The 20,952-nt window shown below is 39.3% G+C and carries 18 protein-coding genes; 4 read left to right on the top strand and 14 right to left on the bottom strand.

The window, feature by feature from the left end:
• Positions 1–277 precede the first annotated feature (277 nt).
• Both DYI81_RS07755 and DYI81_RS07750 read left to right on the top strand, forming a co-directional pair.
• On the top strand, positions 278–1,153 hold the full coding sequence (locus DYI81_RS07755; RefSeq protein WP_117007208.1) for a lysophospholipid acyltransferase family protein: 876 nt from the start codon (positions 278–280) through the stop codon (positions 1,151–1,153).
• A 119-nt stretch (positions 1,154–1,272) separates the two neighbouring features.
• Positions 1,273–1,491 carry a hypothetical protein gene (locus tag DYI81_RS07750; RefSeq protein ID WP_106984637.1) on the top strand — a complete coding sequence of 73 codons (219 nt, stop codon included), beginning with the start codon at positions 1,273–1,275 and terminating at the stop codon, positions 1,489–1,491.
• Between the two features lie 150 nt (positions 1,492–1,641).
• Here DYI81_RS07750 and DYI81_RS07745 read toward each other — a convergent pair whose 3' ends face one another.
• The 4 genes from DYI81_RS07745 to DYI81_RS07730 form a co-directional block, all read right to left on the bottom strand.
• Entirely contained in the window at positions 1,642–2,664 is a 1,023-nt protein-coding gene (locus DYI81_RS07745; protein WP_117007207.1) for a glycosyltransferase, read from the bottom strand.
• A 67-nt stretch (positions 2,665–2,731) separates the two neighbouring features.
• The gene (gene glf, locus DYI81_RS07740; RefSeq protein WP_117007206.1) at positions 2,732–3,841 is read right to left on the bottom strand and encodes a UDP-galactopyranose mutase; all 1,110 of its coding nucleotides are present in this window, start codon (positions 3,839–3,841) and stop codon (positions 2,732–2,734) included.
• A complete protein-coding gene (locus tag DYI81_RS07735) occupies positions 3,838–4,677 on the bottom strand; it encodes a DUF707 domain-containing protein (RefSeq protein WP_117007205.1) in 840 nt (279 codons plus the stop codon). Before DYI81_RS07735 ends, glf begins: the two co-directional genes overlap by 4 nt.
• A gap of 70 nt (positions 4,678–4,747) precedes the next feature.
• Positions 4,748–5,509 carry a glycosyltransferase family 25 protein gene (locus DYI81_RS07730; RefSeq protein ID WP_117007204.1) on the bottom strand — a complete coding sequence of 254 codons (762 nt, stop codon included), beginning with the start codon at positions 5,507–5,509 and terminating at the stop codon, positions 4,748–4,750.
• 79 nt (positions 5,510–5,588) lie between these two features.
• On the opposite strand from DYI81_RS07730, the gene DYI81_RS07725 reads away from it, so the two are divergent.
• Positions 5,589–6,473 (top strand): hypothetical protein, encoded by an 885-nt coding sequence (locus DYI81_RS07725; RefSeq protein WP_117007233.1) that lies wholly within the window; start codon positions 5,589–5,591, stop codon positions 6,471–6,473.
• 4 nt (positions 6,474–6,477) lie between these two features.
• Here DYI81_RS07725 and DYI81_RS07720 read toward each other — a convergent pair whose 3' ends face one another.
• The 9 genes from DYI81_RS07720 to DYI81_RS07680 all read right to left on the bottom strand — a co-directional run bounded on the left by DYI81_RS07720 (position 6,478) and on the right by DYI81_RS07680 (position 17,097).
• Positions 6,478–7,515, bottom strand: a complete 1,038-nt coding sequence (locus DYI81_RS07720; protein WP_117007203.1) for a glycosyltransferase — start codon at positions 7,513–7,515, stop codon at positions 6,478–6,480.
• On the bottom strand, positions 7,512–8,285 hold the full coding sequence (locus DYI81_RS07715) for a glycosyltransferase family 2 protein (RefSeq protein WP_106984633.1): 774 nt from the start codon (positions 8,283–8,285) through the stop codon (positions 7,512–7,514). Before DYI81_RS07715 ends, DYI81_RS07720 begins: the two co-directional genes overlap by 4 nt.
• The gene (locus tag DYI81_RS07710; RefSeq protein ID WP_117007202.1) at positions 8,282–9,037 is read right to left on the bottom strand and encodes a polysaccharide deacetylase family protein; all 756 of its coding nucleotides are present in this window, start codon (positions 9,035–9,037) and stop codon (positions 8,282–8,284) included. The genes DYI81_RS07715 and DYI81_RS07710 overlap by 4 nt, the downstream gene beginning before the upstream one ends.
• The gene (locus DYI81_RS07705) at positions 9,037–10,065 is read right to left on the bottom strand and encodes a glycosyltransferase (protein WP_106984631.1); all 1,029 of its coding nucleotides are present in this window, start codon (positions 10,063–10,065) and stop codon (positions 9,037–9,039) included. The genes DYI81_RS07710 and DYI81_RS07705 overlap by 1 nt, the downstream gene beginning before the upstream one ends.
• Before the next feature lie 158 nt (positions 10,066–10,223).
• Positions 10,224–11,111, bottom strand: coding sequence for an ELM1/GtrOC1 family putative glycosyltransferase (locus tag DYI81_RS07700; protein ID WP_117007201.1), 888 nt, complete (start codon positions 11,109–11,111; stop codon positions 10,224–10,226).
• A gap of 41 nt (positions 11,112–11,152) precedes the next feature.
• Positions 11,153–11,950: a GT-D fold domain-containing glycosyltransferase gene (locus DYI81_RS07695; protein ID WP_171356328.1), complete on the bottom strand. Its 798-nt coding sequence runs from the start codon at positions 11,948–11,950 to the stop codon at positions 11,153–11,155.
• A gap of 76 nt (positions 11,951–12,026) precedes the next feature.
• The gene (locus DYI81_RS07690; protein WP_117007199.1) at positions 12,027–12,953 is read right to left on the bottom strand and encodes a branched-chain amino acid transaminase; all 927 of its coding nucleotides are present in this window, start codon (positions 12,951–12,953) and stop codon (positions 12,027–12,029) included.
• Positions 12,954–12,971: 18 nt separating this feature from the next.
• The gene (glnE, locus tag DYI81_RS07685; RefSeq protein WP_117007198.1) at positions 12,972–15,731 is read right to left on the bottom strand and encodes a bifunctional [glutamate--ammonia ligase]-adenylyl-L-tyrosine phosphorylase/[glutamate--ammonia-ligase] adenylyltransferase; all 2,760 of its coding nucleotides are present in this window, start codon (positions 15,729–15,731) and stop codon (positions 12,972–12,974) included.
• A gap of 85 nt (positions 15,732–15,816) precedes the next feature.
• A complete protein-coding gene (locus tag DYI81_RS07680) occupies positions 15,817–17,097 on the bottom strand; it encodes a HAMP domain-containing sensor histidine kinase (protein ID WP_117007197.1) in 1,281 nt (426 codons plus the stop codon).
• A gap of 1,045 nt (positions 17,098–18,142) precedes the next feature.
• On the opposite strand from DYI81_RS07680, the gene DYI81_RS07675 reads away from it, so the two are divergent.
• Positions 18,143–20,377 carry an NADP-dependent isocitrate dehydrogenase gene (locus tag DYI81_RS07675; RefSeq protein ID WP_106984627.1) on the top strand — a complete coding sequence of 745 codons (2,235 nt, stop codon included), beginning with the start codon at positions 18,143–18,145 and terminating at the stop codon, positions 20,375–20,377.
• An 81-nt stretch (positions 20,378–20,458) separates the two neighbouring features.
• Here DYI81_RS07675 and DYI81_RS07670 read toward each other — a convergent pair whose 3' ends face one another.
• Positions 20,459–20,926 (bottom strand): DUF3147 family protein, encoded by a 468-nt coding sequence (locus tag DYI81_RS07670; protein ID WP_240627373.1) that lies wholly within the window; start codon positions 20,924–20,926, stop codon positions 20,459–20,461.
• Positions 20,927–20,952 lie beyond the last annotated feature (26 nt).

Below are 20,952 nucleotides of genomic sequence, written 5' to 3'. Positions count from 1 at the left end.
CCTGCCAAGTGCAGGGTTTTTTTTATTCAATATTATAAATTTAAGATCGACTCACACATCATAAAACCGAAAATTTGGTTTACTTTGCTAATTCTAAATGTACATCTCTACGTTATGATGCCAAGCCTAATCATGCAAAATTGAAACCCTCAATTTTTCATGAATCATTTTATTTTGTTTTAAAGCTTCTGATCATTTTCATTCTTGAATACAACCAGTCCTCTCTTAGCAAAATTATTTTCATCCGCTTGCTCTACTTTTTGAGATCGACGACCTGATGTATTTCATTTTTAAAATCATCTCTGCCCTGCCTTTAGGACTACTACAAACTCTAGCCACTGTCATTGCATTATTTCTTTATTATTCCAATTCATCCATCAAACGCATTACTGCAATTAATATTCAACTGGCCTATCCCGAATTATCTCCGACATTACAACAGCAGTTGACGAAAGAAAGTGTGCAAAGCCAATGCCTGACTTATATTGAATTTATTAAGTGCTGGGGCATGCCACCAAGCTATAGTCTAGGCTTAATCAAACACATCCATGGAGAGAGCGTTTTAACCGAAGCACTGGCGACTAAAAAAGGTGTCATTGTCGTCGTTCCGCACTTTGGCTGCTGGGAATTGCTCAACGCATGGTTAAATGTACATACCAAACCGATGATTATGTATAAACCCAATAAAAATAAAGGTATAAATCGCTATCTATTAGAGGCAAGAGAAAAATTTAACGCAACTTTAGTGCCTACAGATGAAACTGGTATACGTGCTATTTTTAAACATTTAAAGCAAGGTGGATTAACTGTAATTTTACCCGATCATTTACCCAAGCCTTCTGGTGGCATTTACGCTGATTTTTTTGGACAAAAGACCTTATCCATCACGCTCGTTTCTAAGCTGGCAGCCAAAACACAATGCAAGGTTATCGGCTTAAGCTGTATTCGCAATCCCGACTTGAAAAGTTTTGATATTCACTGTCAGTACCTACCTGAAGACATCAACGCTCATGATTTACAGCACTCTGTAACGAGCCTAAATCTTGCAATGCAGGAGATGATCAATCAAGCACCAGCACAGTATATTTGGTCCTATAAACGCTTTAGAAACTGTTTGGGTGATATCAATATGTACAATAAGAAAACCATGTAAATTCGATGCAAGTTTGGCGCTATTGTTTTGGCATAGTGTGGATTAGTTTTATTCAATTGAGATCAATTTTCAACAGTGGCATAATAGCAATCTCTTAGATTGTTGCTGTGTATCTCCCTATGGCTATGCGTCCTGAAGTTCGCCGTCGTGCAATTGTGTTAATTGTATTTTCAATCGTGCAATGGATTTTCATGCGCTACATCGTGGATAACCAATTATTTAATTTAACAACCTATAACCGTATTGTGATTTTTTGTGTCAGTAGTTTGGCTGGCGCTTTTGCTATTTTTGTCGCGCTGATCTATATGGTATTAAAGGGTAATGCGGATAAAGAATAATTATTGTTTTAGCTTATGCCCATCTAAGCCTAGATCATTCACATAAGCTTTTTTAAGCATTTCTTATTGAATAAGCCTTGAACACACATTCTATACATCAGCCCCTTCTGCAATGAGCCAAAGGGGCTATTTAGCGAAAATAATAAACTGTTAAGCGGCCTGTACTTTTTGATCCGATACACTTTTATATGCATCAATATATTTTTGCGCAACGTTATTAATATCAAAACGGGCTGATTCAGCTTTCACTTTTGAAAACTTTTCATTGAATTCATCATAGTTTAAATAAACTTGATTCAATGTTTGAGTCAGCTTTTCTGCATCATCTTCAATAATAAAATCATCACCTAATACTTCACGATGATTCGCCGTATCTAATGCAAAGACCATTTTTCCATAATAAATGCCTTCAATGAGTGCTAATGAAAAGCCCTCTAATCTTGAAGGTAAAATTTGCAAATCTGAGCTACAAATATAATCCCAAGGATTATTTACAAAGCCAACTAATTTAACTTTATCTGCTACATTTAATTTCTCAATTAAGTCTTTAAGTTCTTGCTCATAAATACCTTGTCCCAAAATATATAAGCGATAATCAAAATCGACCTGACTTAAAGCTGTAATGGCCAACTGCCAATTTTTATGTTCTTCTAGTCTTCCCACGCCAACAATATTAAAAACATCATTGTTTAGAATTTTTGTAGGATTTTGAAACTTAATACCATTTTCTATCAAAATATTTTTTTTCGCATTACAAAGTTTCAGTGTTTCTGGTGAAATACCCACGCAGATATCCGCATATTTCATACGCTTCTTAACAAACCAATTATGCTTCGTAAATACCAAAGGAATTTTTTTGGAGAGAAATATCTGACAATATTTCATAATTTCAAGCATCTTTGTATTATGACAATGAATCACATCAGGATTGATATTTTTTAAAATTTTGGCAATTTTATATAAATAGAAAATATTATGACGATTTTTATTAGTTTCAATATCAATAAAATTCACAGTATTTTCAATATAATTAGTAATTTTGTTACCTTGAAAATCGTAAAGATTAGCTAATAGAAATACCTCATTATTTTGGCTCATAGTATTACACAAATCTACGCAAACCTTTTCTGTACCCGCAAATTCAGTAAAATATAGAGTATGGACAATTTTCAACTTTTCACTCCTTAACAAATTTGGGCTAATCGGGTTATAAAAAAGTAAGATATTTTTAACTTATCAATTATTTACTAAAATTATTTAATAACTCTTCTGCAATATTCATTGCCTGACGAATTGTTACATCCATATCCATATAACTATATGTCCCCAACCTTCCAGCAAAAGTTACATTTTTTTCAGCTTGGGCCATAGCCAGATATCTATCTAAAATTTCTTTATCATTCGCCAATCTTACTGGATAATAAGGAATATCATTATCTCCACATTCAGAACTGTATTCTTTAAAATAAATTGTCTGATCATGTTTTTCCCAAGGCGAAAAATGTTTATGCTCAGAAATTCTTGTAAATGGCACCGACTCATCGCCATAATTAATCACAGCATTACCTTGATAGTCACCTTCAGCATAATTTTTTTCAAATCTCAAAGTTCTGTAACTTAACTTTCCTTCAGAGTAGTTAAACCATTGATCTAATTTACCAGTCCAAATTATATGATCATATTCAACAATCATAGCGCGCTGAAACTCACAATCCAATTCAACCTCAATTTTTGTATGATTCAATATAGATTTGAAAATCTCTGTATAGCCATGCTCTGGCATACCCTGATATTTATGTGAAAAATAATTATCATCATAATTAAAACGAACAGGCAGCCTTTTTAAAATACTTGCAGGCAACTGAGTCGGATGAATCCCCCACTGTTTTAATGTGTACCCTTTAAAAAATGCATCATATAAATCTGGACCTATAAATCTTAAAGCTTGTTCTTCAAAATTTTTCGGATTTTCAATATTCGAATCGCCAATTGATTCTATAAATGCTTTCGCCTCAATTGGCGAAAACGTTTTTTTATAAAATTGATTGATTGTGTGCAGATTAATGGGCAATGAGAAAACTTGACCGCCAACAATTGATTTCACACGATTAATAAATGGCTTAAAAGATCCATGCTGATTTACATAATTCCATACTTCTTCATCATCAGTATGAAAAATATGTGGGCCATAAACATGCTCCATAATTCCTGTTTTTACGTCACGCTCTGTGTAACAATTTCCGCCAATATGTCTACGCTGATCGATAATTTTAATTTGATGACCCTGTTCTGCAAGCTTACGTCCAATTACAGCCCCAGTAAAACCACATCCGACTATTAGTATATTCATTTTTTACACTCTAAATTTTCTAAAGCAAAGTTGATCTCTAATTTTTCTAATAGTCGCAAATCACATCCAGCCAAATATAATTGTTTAAATTCTACTTGCGCCGCATCAAGATATTTCCCACTCATATCAATACCACTTAAGCATCTCTCTTTTTGAACCAAATTATATTTCTTCGAAATAATCTTTAACTCTTCCAATGGACTAAGAACAGTATTCTTAGTAAACCATGATTTTTTCGAAAGATTTTTTTTACCCATTCCTGAACCAGCAGAACCCACAGGTCGCGTGTGAAATACTGCCACTTCATCAATCACTGCTATATTTGCTTGCTCACCGAGAATTTGTGGCCATAAAAAATCTAACCCCCATCCAGATTTATTTTCTGAAAAAGTATGAAAAATCTTATTAAATGTTGCTTTGTTAAAACAAGGAATCATTACTTCTACAAAGTTAGTTTTACGGTATTTAAAATTTTTATTTTTCAACAGAATCGCCCAAGAAAAATAACTCCTTTCATCAAGCGATGGTTGTGCAATATCAAATTGATATTCATGGAACAGCTCAAAAAATTTATTTAGACTTTGAACGTCGGTATCTATATCATCATCTGGAAGCCAAATTGCATCATATTCACGCCAAAAATCATTAGTTTGAAAGAAATCGTTCAGCCCCTCCCATTTAGATCCTTTATAAGAATGAAAATGGCGTAAATTTTCTAAATCAAATTTAGGCTCATTTCCAAAATAACTGATTACTACATCGTAATTTGCCTCTGATGATATCCATTTTTCATGTAAAGAATTATCACCACAGCGAACAACAATCAAATTTTTCATACCTAAACCAAGTCCCCCTCGTTTTACCGCTTAAATCAACTGAACACTAAATAATCTGTAATTTATTAACTTATAAAGGATATTTTTTATTAAAAAATTTAGCTATATTATAACGTAAACTTGAACCGTACTTACTGACGGATACATCGCTAAAATTTCCCCGCTCAGATTCAATTGTACTAAAATCTTGAACCGCTACATTCGATTCTAATATAGGATGATCCACAATAAATGCCATATAAATGCGTGAATTCGGATATAAGTCTGGAATATAACGCCAATCATCAGCCGCACGCAGCTTTTGATGATATTCAATTAATGCCTTCGCCATTGAACGATCGACAATATAAGAAACCGTATAACAAATTCGATGATAAAAATCTGCATTGACCTGTAATACAATCGCTTTATGTAATGTAAAGGGCTTTACTTCGCCTCGTACCTTACGACATTCTTTCATTTGAATGCCCCCGATACTAAATAAAAATTGAGGTGCTAGATTCGCTTGCTTTAATTCCTGTTCCAATAAAACTACATCAAAGTCATCAGGTAAAATTGCATCATCTTCAAGAATCAACGCAAATTCATCATCCGATTGCAAAAATACCTTTAATGCCTCCAAGTGAGACAACGTACATCCGACCATGCTCGGAGAAAGTGGTCTAGATCTCCCTTTAACACCTAATTCAAAATATTTTTTTGCAGACAGCTCCGCACCTTTAATTCCAATTTTAATCCAGTCATGCGCGTCATTTTTGAAATAGGGTTGACTGAATAGCTTTTTCAGACGAGGAGAGTTTTCTTCTTCAATACTTACTATAAATTTTTTCATAAAATGAACCACTTTTTTTCATCGCGTATCATACCTAATGTAGAATTAGATAAATAGTATTATGTCTTTACACAGCTTTATGATGCGCACAATTTTAAAAAAATGGTATAAATTTCAACAGAAGCAGCATGCTAAAAATTTTGATTCTCATTGGTACATGCGATTTGGCTGGCTGAATGCCCCGCTCAAGAGCCAACAGCAATTAAATGAACTTTTTGAAATCCACTCACCGCGCAAATTTACGTTTGCTGATTGTTTTTATGCGCAACATAATGACCGTCATTTCATTTTCTTTGAAGAAGTCGACGATATCCATCCTGTCGGTTTTTTATCAGTTCTGGAAATATTTAAAGACGGCGCTTATACCGAGCCACAAACCATTCTGAAACTGGACTATCACCTGTCTTATCCATGTATTTTTAAAATTGAAAATGACTGGTATATGATTCCAGAAACCAGCGCCAATAAAACTGTTGAGCTTTGGAAATGCACAGACTTCCCTTTAAGATGGGAAAAACATAGCAATTTGCTAGAAGGTATAGAGGCTGTAGATACGACGCCATTTTTACATAATGGCATGTGGTATTTATTTACCTCAACCCGTCGAAATTGCAAAAAATTTGGAGACCGTTTAGATCTTTTTATGACTAAAGATCTTTTAAATCCAAACTGGCAAGAGCATCCACAAAACCCTGTCTGTAAAGGCCTTCAACAATTCCGCATGGCTGGAAAACCATTTAGCTATGATGGCAAACTGGTGCGCCCAAGCCAAGATTCACTAAAACGTTACGGCGGCAATATTGAGCTTAAACATATTGTAGAACTCAGCCCAACCACTTACAAAGAAGAACTCTTAGAAGTGGTTCTACCAGATTGGAATCCACAAGATGATGGCTGTCATACCATCAATGCTGAAGGCGACTTTGTAGTACTCGATGCGATTCGCTTAACAGCTAAAAAGTAAATACTTATGCTGAGTGCAGCAAATCCTTGTAAATTTTCAGGGTTTGCTGTGTCATGGCTTCAACTGTGAGTTCTGCTTTTGCCTTTGCAAATAAAGGCGAAAATTCTTGATCGGCGACATTTGACAGCGCCTGCTGAATTGAGACATTTAACTGCTCAGCATTGCCAATCTCCGCCAAATATGGCGCAGGCAACCACTCAATCACACCATTCACTTTGGTCGATGCCATCGTTTTATCCGCTTGTAGCGCTTCCACCATGACCAATGGAAAACCTTCTCGGTCTGAGGACAACACCACAGTATCCGCTAGCTGGATTAAGTCACGTGCATCTGTACGAAAGCCAAGAAAGGCAACTTGAGACTGCATATTTTGCTGCTGAACTTGCGCCTCTAAAGACGTCCGTAAAGAACCATCCCCCACAATCCATAAGTTAGCATCAATCCCCTGCATTGCCTCAATCAACAAACTGATATTTTTAACTGGCTCCAAACGTCCAATGCACATCACCAGCTTTTTGGATCTATCCATGACCGGATACGCTGCATAAATATCGGCTTTTAGCTGGTCTTTCTGTTGTTCTGATAGCGCAGGCTGTGGATATACACCGTTATACACAATATGCGCTTTATGCGCGGGGATACCTTGTGTAAGCGCTTGGCTGACTGCAATGACCGCATCACCAGCAGCATAAATGGCTTTATTTTTTTTGGTGCCATGAACTGTCGTAACAAACTTGACTGGCTTAAGCCAGCCACGAATTTTAGTCATCAGCTCAGCAGCTTTACCCGCCTGCGCATGCACAATATCCGGCTGAATTTGATTAATCAGGCTTTTGAGTTGCCACAGCAAAAATATATTCCAGCGACTGCGAGCAAAATTCACCGGATGAAAATGAACCTTTTCATTGAATTTATCGGCATAACACGGATGCGCCAAAATATGCACTTCATGCTGTAGCGACATTTCATTGACTAAGTTGAAGCTATGCTGCTCCAAACCGCCTATACCGCCACTGGTTGCTAGAACTTGTACAATTTTCACGGTTGATCCTGTTTTTTCTTGGCTGCATTTTGATGCTGCTCAAAAAGCTTTGCCTCTTTTAAAAAGGCATAAAAAGCATTAATCATGCTGTTTACGAAACCGCGCCAGCCATTCAAGCAACTACGACGGATAAAGTAGGACTTTAAGAAAGTTACCGGCATGACCAAACTTAATTTTAACAAACTCGGCTTTTTGCCCTTTTGGAATTTTTCCGCTGCTTTTAAGTTTGAGTACTGATTATTTTTTTCTACTTTGACAAAAATACTCGATTCTCCGTAGTGATAAATATCGCCTTCCGCTTTGACACTTTGACCATCCACAATTACATTTTCGTGGACTTTATTTTCCAGGTCATATTGGCCTTTGCTTTTACGGAAAAAACGTACTTTGGCATGTTTTTTCGTATGCTTGCTGTTCGGCACCCCTAAGAACACATCATTAATCGGGGTAATCAGCGCATCAATTTGATTGGCTTGAATGGTCTGTTCAATTTCGGCTTTTAATTCTTTCGATAGAACTTCATCACCATCTAAATTCAGCACCCAGTCATTTTTGCATTGCGCCAAAGCCAAGCTTTTTTGCGCAGCATAACCCTGCCAGTCTTGATGTGAAATACGCGTATTGGCAAAAGACTGCGCAATTGCATAGGTATCATCGGTACTGCCAGAGTCTAAAATAATCACTTCTGAAAAATCTTGCACGCTCTGCAAGGTGTCCTGCAGCCAAGGACCGCAGTTTAAAGTTACGATATAAACACTGCATGGAATCATAATTTATAACGTCCTTTCGCTAAGGCAATACGCATTTGTAAGACATTCATTGCGCCATGTGTACTTACGCGCGGAATATTAAATTGGTTCGCCGTGCTGATGTGTTCCACTTTTTTACGTGTAGACACCGCATTTTTAAAGCCGATTTCTTTGGCCATTTGCTGATGCTTTTCATTAAAACGGCCAAATGGATACGCAAAGCTTGGACATTTACCAACAATTGCTTCCACATCTTTTTTAGATGCGTGCATTTCTGCAAATGCCTGTTCATCTGACAGTTTCAGCAAATTTACATGGTGCTGGGTATGTGCGCCAAATTCAATCACGCCTGAATCTGACATTTCTCGGATCTGCTCAGGGCTTAACTTTTCAATACCTTCAATTTGTGTAGCCAAATAAATTGTCGCTTTGGCCTTATATTTTTTTAGTAACGGATAGGCATATTCGTAGTTATCTAAAAAGCCATCATCAAAGGACAGTGCAAACACATCTTTTTGTCCTTCATACTGATCAATTTCAGAGACAAAGCAGAATTTGGCATTCTTACTGACTAAATACTGTAGCAACTGCTCGAACTTAGCAGGAGGCATATTCATACCCGAAGCCTCTGCATTTGGCGTGACTTGATGTAGCATCACCACACGCGGAATATGTGCAGTACGTAATGGTGGCAACCAAAAAGTGTAGTTACCCAATACATAGAGTACGGTGGCCAGTAGCACTAAGCCCGCCAACACATAAAGAATCCACATTAAGCATATACCTCGTGTGACCATTCATAAGCTTCAGACAACGGCTGATCAAAAGTAACTTCAATCATAAACTGGGTAATACGTTTTGCATTAAAACTACTACGGGTTTTATTCCAGCCTGCTTCTGCAATTTTCTTCGCTTCATCAGGATGTCCGGCATAGTGCTTAATTTTTGCCGCCAAATCATGTTGGTCATCAAAATAAACCACTTCTTGCTCTGTATAGAGCTGATCGAAGCCTGGAATACGCGGGCTAAATGTTAATAAGCCATTGCCTGTGAGCTGCACAATTCGGTCTGAACTGTATAAGGTCACGTCGTTTTTACGTGAATAATTGAGACCCATACGCGATTCTGACAGCACTTTATAATAGCCTTTGCCATATACGCCCGGTTGCTCAAAACAGCCATAATACTGATATTGAATACTGTTTTGAGTTAAGGTATCTGCCAAATCTTTTAAGAATTTCTCACGGACTGGTTCTTTATACACCACGCCACAGAAGATAAATTCTTTATCAATGCGCGTAGATTCAAATTGTTTTAATACTTCAACATTGCGATGACCGACGTTCGGCATATAAGCAGTTTTTAAATGTGGTTGCTTTAATTTTTTCAGGTATTCGCCACCTGTAGTACAGAAAATGGCATCTAAATATGGCGAAAACTCACGAACAAAACCTAACTTCTGCTCTAAGTACAGTGGATCGACATACCAAAAAGCAATTTTAGTTTGAGGAAATTGCTGTTTGATATCGCGTAGCACAGTCGGACTCATCAAGTCACTGTGACCCACCAATACGAGATCGGGCTCAATATTATTCACGATCTTTAAAATTTCTTTATTGGCCCAATTCGCACCGAGTTTTTTCGTTTTAAAAATCGTGCCCATACGCGCCATATCGCGGAAACTGAAATCATAAACAAAGTGTCCGTTTTCAATTAAACCAGCGGAAATTTTACGGTCAGTGCAATAAAAATGTGCACCCTGTTTATTAAATCCAAAATTCGCGATATGTAAGATTTTCATAAATCACTCAAAAACAATCTGCTATCTGCCTATTCGGCATATTCTAATATTCAGTTTAAAAGCATAGCATAAAGCGGTTTTGACAACAGTAGCTTAGTGATTGCTTTTCTACGCTAAGCCATTGAAATTCTGTATATGAACTATTTCTCGTTATTGTCCTATGCTAAAAGCTTCTGCGCGACGATCGAAGCTTCTTCAAAAGCAACAGCCTCAGTGAGCTCTTTAAGATTAAACCGTGCAGAAACAATTTTTTTATCTAACAAGGTATCTACAGATTTCACAATTCGATCCGCTTTTAATCGATCCATCGAAATCACACCAACTTTACACCCAGCAGTTAGCGCCTCATAAATCATGGAAACGCTATCTTCTGTAACCCAAACAGCCTCAGCTTTTTGCATTTCTTCAAAAATCCAGCCTAGCGGTGTCTGCTCTACAGGAAAAATGTGCAATTTAGACGCATAATCCTGCCGTTCCAATTCAGCCAAAAACTCGGCTGGTGTACGACGTGAAGTCGTTAAAATAATCTCGGCTTGTGCATTATGAGTTACGATATTTTGAATTGCATTTAATACTTTTTCAGCATTCCACTGATGACGTTTTGATGAACCGCCCAAAGCAATCAGAATACGGTTTTGCACATGACGCTGTTCATTCACTATCGGGTTTAATGCACCTTGACTAAGTATCACGTTGCCAGTTTCTGCAACGCCATCATGTGCAGGAATAATCACATGATTAAACCAGCTGAATGGGAAATTCGGCTTCATCAAAATAGCTGTTTTAGCTTGAGAATAAACCTTGCCAAGCAGCAGCACCCTGAGCTGCGTATGGCTGCCGACACCGATAATCAATGCCGGTTCCCGGGCAACTAAAGGATGCTGTTTTTTAAATACCGCGCTGACCAGCTGAACAAACGGCAAATCATGAATAGCGATTTCCTGAAAACTCAGCGCCGCATCGGTTTGGCGCTGCAGCGCATTAAACAAACCCAGCGCCTGAGACCGGTGGCCTGCTTTGCCGTCACTGATATATACAATATGCATCTATGCCTCAACTGAAATGCAGCAGCATCTGCTGATCATCTTTATGCTCGATTTAATTCCGCAGCAGCCTCATCATAAGAGCTGGTGATATGCCCAATATCCAAGGCCTGATAGCCTAAATCCGACAGCCTTTTCGCCAAGACCGTCCCGGTAGGGCCAAGCGCAATCAGCACCAGGCTGCCCGGCGCTGCGCTCTGGCGCACTTCAGACAGCAGCCGCGGCACATCCGCATATGCATTCACCGCTTTGGAATAAATCACTTGTCTGGATCGAGCATTATCAAACAGCGCATGTTCTAAATTCAAACGTGAGCCTTCTCCAGTAATCAGCATAATCTCACGCTGATTCCAAATGGCTTTCCAAGAAAGCGCAGCCTGCTCCGGATACATAATGAAATAATCTGGCCGCGTCACCATCGAATGCCCATAAGCGCGTTCAGTATTTAATTTCGGCTGCAGGTCTTTCCAGCGCACATACCAAAATTTCAGCCACCAATTCACTTCATAATCATTGCAGGCTTTCAGCATGGTAGGCAAACAAACCGTCAGGTTTTCATCCTGATTATTTAAAATGACTTCCAGTTCCCGCGCCAACTCAGGATCTGCAGCCTGAAAATCAATGTCATCGCCATCCATTAAGGTGATTTCGCCGTCACCAAAACGGGCCAGTGATTTCCCCTGCGCAACCAGAGCCAAAGTCTCCGGCATACTGTGCAGCAGTTTGTCTTCAAATGCCTGCAGATCTTGCTTATTTTCATTAAGCCAGCGTTTTTTATCGAATTTATACATTCTTTTTTTCATACGCAATTTAAACCTGCGCATAGTCGATTCAAATGACATCCAGCACCTGCAATATTTCCAGACCATATAAAAAAGGCGGAACATCTGTTCCGCCTTTTCATCTTAACCGATCAGCTTATTTTACGTAAGTTAACCAGTGCGCATATTTAGGGTCTTTGCCCTGAACCGCATTGAAGAATGCAGTTTGAATTTGCTCTGTGATCGGACCGCGGCGGCCTTCACCGATTTGACGGTCATCGTATTCACGGATTGGCGTTACTTCCGCAGCAGTACCTGTGAAGAACGCTTCATCTGCAATGTAGAACTCGTCACGGGTAATACGGCGTTCAACCACTTCAAAACCAAGGTCTTTAGCAATGGTAATGATGGTTTGACGCGTAATACCGTCTAATGCACCACCAGCGATATCAGGAGTATGAATCACACCATCACGTACCAAGAATACGTTTTCGCCAGAACCTTGGCAAACATAGCCTTGTGGGTCAAGTAACATTGCTTCGTCATAGCCTGAATGCGCCACTTCTTGGTGTGCAAGAATAGACAATGTGTAGTTACCAGATGCTTTCGCTTTACACATCGTCACGTTAGGATGGTGGTGGGTAAATGATGAAGTTTTAACGCGGATGCCTTTCGCCATCGCTTCTTCACCAAGGTAAGCACCCCAGCTCCATGCAGCGACTACAGCATGAATTGTGTTGTCAGTTGCCGCAATACCTAGTTTTTCCGAACCAATAAAGATAATTGGACGCAAGTAGCAAGATGCCAGTTTATTTTCACGAACCACATCAATTTGCGCTTGTTCTAGTGTTGCCTGATCAAACGGAACTTTAAGTTGATAAATTTTCGCAGAATTTAGTAGACGCTTAGTGTGTTCTTTTAAACGAAAAATCGCCGTTCCATTCGGAGTTTCGTAAGCACGGACACCCTCAAACACACCCATACTGTAATGTAATGTATGTGTTAATACGTGAGTTTTCGCCTCACGCCAATCAACTAATTGTCCATCTTGCCAAATAAAACCATCACGATCAGCCAAATTCATGACCTAAACTCCAAATTTTTATACACAGTCATTTTTATCCAAGGCAAACATTGCACTCGGATCGATTAATCTTTGCCATAACTTGCAAACGACCTCTCGGGTATCGTGCCAGTCCGTCGCATTCACTTGCATTGATTGATTTGCAAGGGCTAAACGGTGGCTCTCGGCGCGTTCGCGAAGATAAGCTTGAATCAATGCTGTCGCATCGTCGCTGGATAAGCGACTTGCTTTTGCGGCGTCTTCAAGGATTCTTACATTGTCGGAGTAGTGAGCGAGATCAGAATTCGTTCCACTCCATGCTAATACCACATACTGTGCCATAAATTCGATATCAACGATACCTCCTGCGTCTTGTTTTAAATGAAAAATTCCATCTTTTTGTTGTTCTTTAGAAGAACCTAAATGGTCTTTCATTTTTTGACGCATTTTTAAAACTTCAGCACGTACGTTTTGCTCATCACGTGGTAGGGTCAAAATCTGACAACGTAGTTGCTCAAATTTTTGACGCAATGAAGGCTCACCCGCAATCGAACGCGCACGTACCAATGCTTGATGCTCCCACACCCATGCGCTCTTAAACTGATATTGTTCAAATGCCTTTAAGCTGGTCACCAGCAAACCTGCCTCACCTGAAGGTCTTAAACGGGTATCAATTTCATAGACCCGACCATCTAAGGTTTGCGTGGTCATCAAAGACATAAACTTCTGTGCAACACGCATTGCAAACTCAAAGCCACTAATCGGTTTCAAGCCATCGGTATCAGCTTGCTCATCCATATAATGAATAAACACTAAGTCTAGGTCTGAGCCATAACCCAGCTCAATGCCACCAAGTTTGCCATAACCAGCAACAGCAAATGCAATATGGTCTAGAGCACAGCGCTGACCCTCTGCATCCACTGGATATCCATGTTTTTTAGCCACAATTTGATAAGCCAAATTCAAGGTCGCTTCGACTGAAACTTCCGCAATATCGGTTAAGGCATCAGACACTTTCATCAATGGGCTTTCTGCCAACACATCACTGGCAGCAACGGTGAGTACATTGGATTTTTTAAATAAGCGCAGTACACGCATTAAATCTTCAACATCGTCTAGTTCAATACGTAATAACTGCTGACGAAGAGAATCTTCTAAATCTTTGCGCTTCGGAAGTTCAAAGTCCATAGATAAGAACTCATCCAACAGTACTGGATAATGCGTCAATTCTTCACATATCCACGGGCTCACTGTAGCCATTTTCACCAAGCGTTGTAATGCACCCTTACTCTCAATCAACATCACCAAATACACCGTACGGCGCATAACTGATTCAACCAATGGCATCAGTCGCTGTAAAGCAACCTGCGGATTATCTGACTGAATCACCGCCTCGACCAAATGAGGCCAGAATGTTTTTAATCGTTGTACCGCTTTAGCAGGCAGTTTTTTTAAAGCATGTCCATGCCAAAACTCATGAACCAAATTTTTAGCATTATCATCCAATACATCATTCAACTGCTTTTCCAGCTGCGCAAAACTTTCAACCAATGGATCGGGTTCTTTTTCTTTAATCAAATGCTCAAATTGATAAATCACCCGCGCACGTTTGCTGTTGAGTACGCGTAAGAAGCCCTCCCAAGTTGCATAACCCAAGGTATCCAAAATACGCTGACGAGGCTCATCTTCATGTGGCAAAGACTGCGTTTGCTGATCATTTAAGGCCTGAATTGCATGTTCAATTCGGCGTAAAAAAAGATATGCATCTTCTAATTCTTGCACTGCGGTTATATCGAGTAATCCGACCTCACCTAAATGATGTAAACTCACCAAACACTGACGGTCTTGTAATTCTAATTTTGAACCACCGTAAATCAGCTGAAAAACTTGTACGATAAACTCAACTTCACGGATACCACCAGCACCCAGCTTGATATCATCTTCAATATTACGGCGTAGCACCTCGCGCTCAATCATACCTTTCATTTCACGCATGGCTTCAAAAGCGGTGTAATCCACATATTTACGGAATACAAAAGGTCGAGTCATCTCCAGTAATTCGTCACCTTCTTGCCCCCCAGTCACAATACGCGCTTTGATCCACGCATAACGCTCCCACTCGCGCCCATGCTGGCTTAAATATTTTTCTAAGGCCACATGACTAATGGCCAAGGCAGAGCCATCCCCCCAAGGACGTAAACGCATATCTACGCGAAAAACAAAACCATCTGCAGTAATTTGATCCAGCAAATAAATCAGTTTTTGTCCCCACAAAATACAAAATTGCTGTACATCAACACACTTACGACCATTGGTTTCGCCTTGCTCATCAAAAGCAAAAATGAGGTCGATATCACTGGATAAATTTAGTTCTTGAGCACCCAGCTTGCCCATAGCAATCACAATCAAATCTTGAAGCTTGCCGTTATATCCAATTGGCTCACCATGCTTTGCCACTAACGGCGCATAAGCAAATTTTTTCGCCATACAAATGGCAATATCAGCAAAGTCTGAAAGCTCTCGGGTCAGGGTAATGACATCAGTGAGTTTGTTGGCATCTTGCCAAATCCAGCGAAACATTAAACGCGCACGTAAAATACGCATTTCCCGCATCCATACTTGTTCATCTTGAATTTCGCACAGTGCAACTTCAACAAATTCTTGTATTTTTTCGGTGCTTAAAGGCAATAAAAATTGGTCAATTGCATAATCTTGTTCTATTAAATTGCGATGGATTCCCAACACTTGCTCTGCATATTGGCTAGCACGTAAGGTCTTCTGCAATTGTTCCACATTCATTTGTTAACCCATAAGCCTATTTTTTTCTAGTTATATCAGTTGCACATGGCAAATGGGGAAAAATTTAGCGTTAATTTAGCCTCAATTATAATTTTACTTCAGCAATCACTTTAGACGTATGCTCTACATTTAAAACTTGATGTGCACTGGTGGCCTTTGGCAAATTAACCACAAAAAGGGTGCCTTCTCCTTCTTTAGAATGTGCGCTGATTGAACCATGGTTTAAGTCGACAAAGCGCTTACACAAAACCAAGCCCAAACCTGTGCCTTGTTCTCCCGCTGTACCTTTAATACTCACTTTGATCTGTTGTTCAAATATATTGGCAATTTGGTTTTGAGTCATCCCTAAACCCGTGTCTTGAACGGTGAAACGAATAAATTCATCTCGCTCTTCTGCACGTAAAATCACTTTTCCAAAGCCATCAGTATTGGTGAACTTCAATGCATTCGAAACCAAGTTTTGCACAACCGAGGTAATCATATTAATGTCGGCATTCACCTTCAGCCCTATAGGGATTTCATTTAAGAGCTGAATATTTTTTTTCACAGCCAAACTATTTAAAACACTGCAGACAATTTTGGCAGACTGATTTAAATCGAAATTAATTGGGTGGTATTCAAAACGCCCACCTTCTGCCATGGCCCAATTGAGCAAACTTTCCAGCAAGTTATAGGTCGATTGGGCTGTATCACATAAATAATCAGCAATATTTTGAATACTGGATTCATCTAAGCTATCACGCTCTTGCGCCAGCACTTCAGAAAAACCTAACAATCCATGAAAGGGTGCTCGTAAATCATGCGCAATAATTTGAAAAAACTTGGTTTTACTAAAATTCAATGCTGATTGTTGCTCATACATTTCTTTTAATTCAGCGTTTTCAATTCTTAGTTTTAATACGCTCAGTAGGCTTTGCACAAATTCAGCCACGATTTCCAATTGCTTGCGGGTATATTCTATTGTGTGGTCATCAAATAATAAAACTGTACCAATGCTTTGTTGTTCATCCCTTAAATGAAAGGCAACCAGTCGCTGATGTGCAACCCCTAAGCTATGCACATATTGAGAAAACGCAGGATAGCACGCATGTTGCTGATCAATGAGACAATTTTCTTCTTCAAAAAACCGTTCTAATTGCTCATTTGAGTCCGCTAAAAAAGCTTTTACACCATCATCAGAACCATACCAAATATAGGGTTCATTTTTAAATGCCAAAATGCCGCTTTCCATGCCTAAAATACTGCGGGCAAACTTCAAAAAATCGGCAATTTTATTATCATCCGTATAAACCCCCATCAACAAAGAGAGCCTACACGCGCCCAGCTGTTCCGTCTGTGCACCTATTTCTAATAAGTTTATTGCCATAGACTTCCCTCTCTTGAATTGACTAAATCCGCAAAACCGAGCTTTATACTCTACTTAATTAGCAAGATTACACATACATAGCAATAACAAAAAACAACATTACGACCAAAGGAATGTATTTAGGCCTTAATTTAATGTTTTTAACTTTTATGATTAAAAATACATATTTGAATTTTCTAAAAATAGTTTTGAACATTTTTCAAATAATTCATCACAAGCAAAAGCCTACTGAACGCCTCCAAGGGGCTATTTAAAGTATATTCACCCCTGTATTTTACAGATTGATTACATTTAGTTTTTGTATTTTGTTATTTAAATCACAATTTTTTACCTATAGTGGGTACTTTACATTTCATCTAATATATTCATTTCACAAGCAGATAAAAAGTAAAACTCTCATCAAAATATCGATCAATCTGTATCACTTAAAATCACACTTTTTTTGCAATTGTTTACAATTTTAGCTATTCAAAACCGCGCTAACCACTATTGACTAACAACCTTCCCCAACTTCCTCTAAATCTAACACCTAAAACAATACATTCCTTTTGTGAATAGAAGGAAAGAACAAGTTCCCCCCAATGCAACGGAATGAAATCGAACAATTGCATGCCCGCAGTTTTTTTATTTGCAACTCAGCGCGAAGACCTATTTCTGTTTGAGGTTTTAAATCCATTTCAGTGAGCATGATTTAACACGATAGCCAAACTGGCTGAAGTTTTTTTTAATTTGGCGCTAGGGTCAATAGCCATTCTATATAAATAGTGGTATATCTAAATTTAGGCGTTCTTGTCCCAAACGCTTTTCAAATCTTGCCTTTTATTGGATTGTTTAATTCAATTTCAATTTCTCACAAAATATTTGTGCGAAAAATAGTCATTTTTCTGTATTATTTTTCAGCGAAATGACGTCATCACTGTATCTATCGTTGACTGAAATGCGATGAGCACCGATACTTTCATAGTTTTATTTAAGCAAATCGGTTCGAAGGGGCTAAGTCATAAGCTCGGCCCTCAAAAACACAATCTCAAGCAAGGGGCTATATATGGCTGGTGGAAAGTCAACTATCATTTACACACTGACCGACGAGGCGCCATTATTGGCGACATACTCACTGCTACCGATCATTGAGACCTTTACTAAGCCTGCCGGCGTTGAAATCGTTAAACGCGATATCTCTGTAGCATCACGTGTGCTTGCAGAATTTTCTGACTTCTTAAGCGAAGAGCAAAAGGTTCCAAATAACCTAGCAGAGCTTGGCCGTCTTACTCAAGATCCAGACACAAACATTATCAAGCTACCAAACATCAGTGCGTCTGTAGGCCAATTGACAGCTTGTATTAAAGAGCTTCAATCTAAAGGCTACGCTATTCCGAACTACCCGGAAAACCCAGCGACTGAAGAAGAGAAAGAAATTAAAGCACGTTACAGCAAATGTTTAGGTTCTGCTGTAAACCCAGTACTACGTGAGGGTAACTCTGACCGTCGTGCACCTGCTGCTGTTAAAAACTATGCGAAAAAACACCCGCACTCTATGAGCGAGTGGAAGCAATGGTCACAAACTCACGTTTCTCACATGGATGAAGGCGACTTCTACCACGGTGAAAAATCTATGACACTTGACCGTGCGCGCAATGTGAAAATGGAGCTCATCACTAAGACTGGCGAAACGATTGTTCTTAAGCAAAAAGTTGCACTTCAAGACGGCGAAATCATCGACTCTATGTTCATGAGCAAGAAAGCGCTTTGCGATTTCTACGAAAAAGAACTTGAAGACTGTCGCGAAGCTGGCATCTTGTTCTCATTGCACGTGAAAGCGACAATGATGAAAGTGTCACACCCAATCGTATTTGGTCACTGTGTTAAGATTTACTACAAAGAAGCTTTCGAAAAACACGGCAAATTGTTTGATGAACTAGGTATTAACATCAACAATGGTATGGCTGGTCTTTACGAAAAAATCGAAACTCTTCCGACTTCTGTACGTGAAGAAATCATTGCTGACCTTCATGCTTGCCAAGAGCACCGCCCTGCGCTTGCAATGGTTGACTCTGCTAAAGGCATCACAAACTTCCATTCACCTAACGACGTAATTGTAGATGCTTCTATGCCTGCAATGATCCGTGGTGGCGGTAAAATGTGGGGTGCTGACGGCAAACCTTACGACTGTAAAGCAGTAATGCCTGAATCTACATTCGCACGTATCTACCAAGAAATGATCAATTTCTGTAAGTGGAACGGTAACTTTGACCCACGTACTATGGGTACTGTGCCTAACGTAGGTTTAATGGCTCAAAAAGCTGAAGAATACGGTTCACATGACAAAACGTTTGAAGTTTCTGCTGCTGGTGTTGCAAACATCACGGATATCGAAACTGGCGAAGTGTTGATGTCTCAAAACGTGGAAGAAGGCGATATCTGGCGTATGTGTCAGGTAAAAGACGCTCCAATCCGTGACTGGGTAAAACTTGCTGTAACACGTGCACGTAACTCAGGCATGCCTGCGATCTTCTGGCTTGACCCGTACCGTCCACACGAAAACGAATTGATCAAGAAAGTTCAAACTTACTTACTTGACCATGACACTGATGGCCTAGACATCCAAATCATGTCTCAAGTACGTGCAATGCGCTACACACTTGAACGTGTTGCTCGTGGTCTAGATACAATTTCTGTAACTGGTAACATCCTACGTGACTACCTCACTGACTTGTTCCCTATTATGGAATTAGGTACATCTGCGAAGATGTTGTCTATCGTGCCATTAATGGCAGGCGGTGGTATGTACGAAACTGGTGCGGGTGGTTCTGCGCCTAAACACGTACAACAGCTTGTTGAAGAAAACCACTTACGTTGGGATTCTTTAGGTGAATTCTTAGCATTGGCTGTTTCTTTAGAAGAAATGGGCATTAAAGAAGACAACGCTCAAGCGAAACTTCTTGCGAAGACTTTAGACCAAGCAACTGGCAAACTTCTAGACAACGACAAGTCTCCATCACGTCGTACTGGTGAGCTTGATAACCGTGGTAGCCATTTCTACCTTGCAAAATTCTGGGCTGAAGCACTTGCTGCTCAAGACGAAGATGCTGCACTTAAAGCGAAATTTGCTCCACTTGCACAAGCACTTGCTGAAAATGAAGACAAGATTGTTGCTGAGCTTGCAGAAGTTCAAGGCAAATCTGTTGATATCGGCGGTTACTACGCAATTGATACAACAAAAGTAAATGACGTAATGCGTCCAAGCTCAACTTTAAATGCTGCACTTGCTGCTGCTCAATAAGTTGATGCTGAACTAACCTACGTTAGTGATGTAAAAAACCAGCGCTTCGGCGCTGGTTTTTTATTGGCCTACTCATTTTTATCACATTAAATGTATGCCAAAGCGTTGCAATACCAGTGACCACAAGAAAAATAATACTATCGTCACCAGACAACAAATTCCCAAAGTCAGCCAAAAACCACAGCGAACATATAGCATCGGAAAGAGTAAAAACATTGGCAAGGTCGGCACCACATACCAAAAGGTATACCATGCATGATTTGAAATTTTCTGTGGATCTTGATGTTCCAATTGCATCCAAATGAGCACAAGAATGGTGATCATCGGAAGTGCTGCTATCAACCCTCCCATACGATCGCTACGCTTTGCCACCTCTGAAATCAACACGATGACTGCTGCTGTCATGGCATATTTTGCAACCAACCAAAGCATTTTAGGATCCTTTTTCAACAATGAATGACAGGCCTTTGTCATTATTTTAAACCCGATACATTCAATATGATTTCTTTTTTCATTTAAATGCACAACAGCATCTTTTTTAATTTTCATACAGCCAATAAAAAACCCCAAGACTT

It is taken from the genome of Acinetobacter sp. SWAC5 (assembly GCF_003419885.1).
Lineage (GTDB): Bacteria > Pseudomonadota > Gammaproteobacteria > Pseudomonadales > Moraxellaceae > Acinetobacter > Acinetobacter cumulans.
The sequence above is the reverse complement of the archived record's forward strand: the minus strand, read 5'-3'. Positions and strand labels throughout refer to the sequence as shown.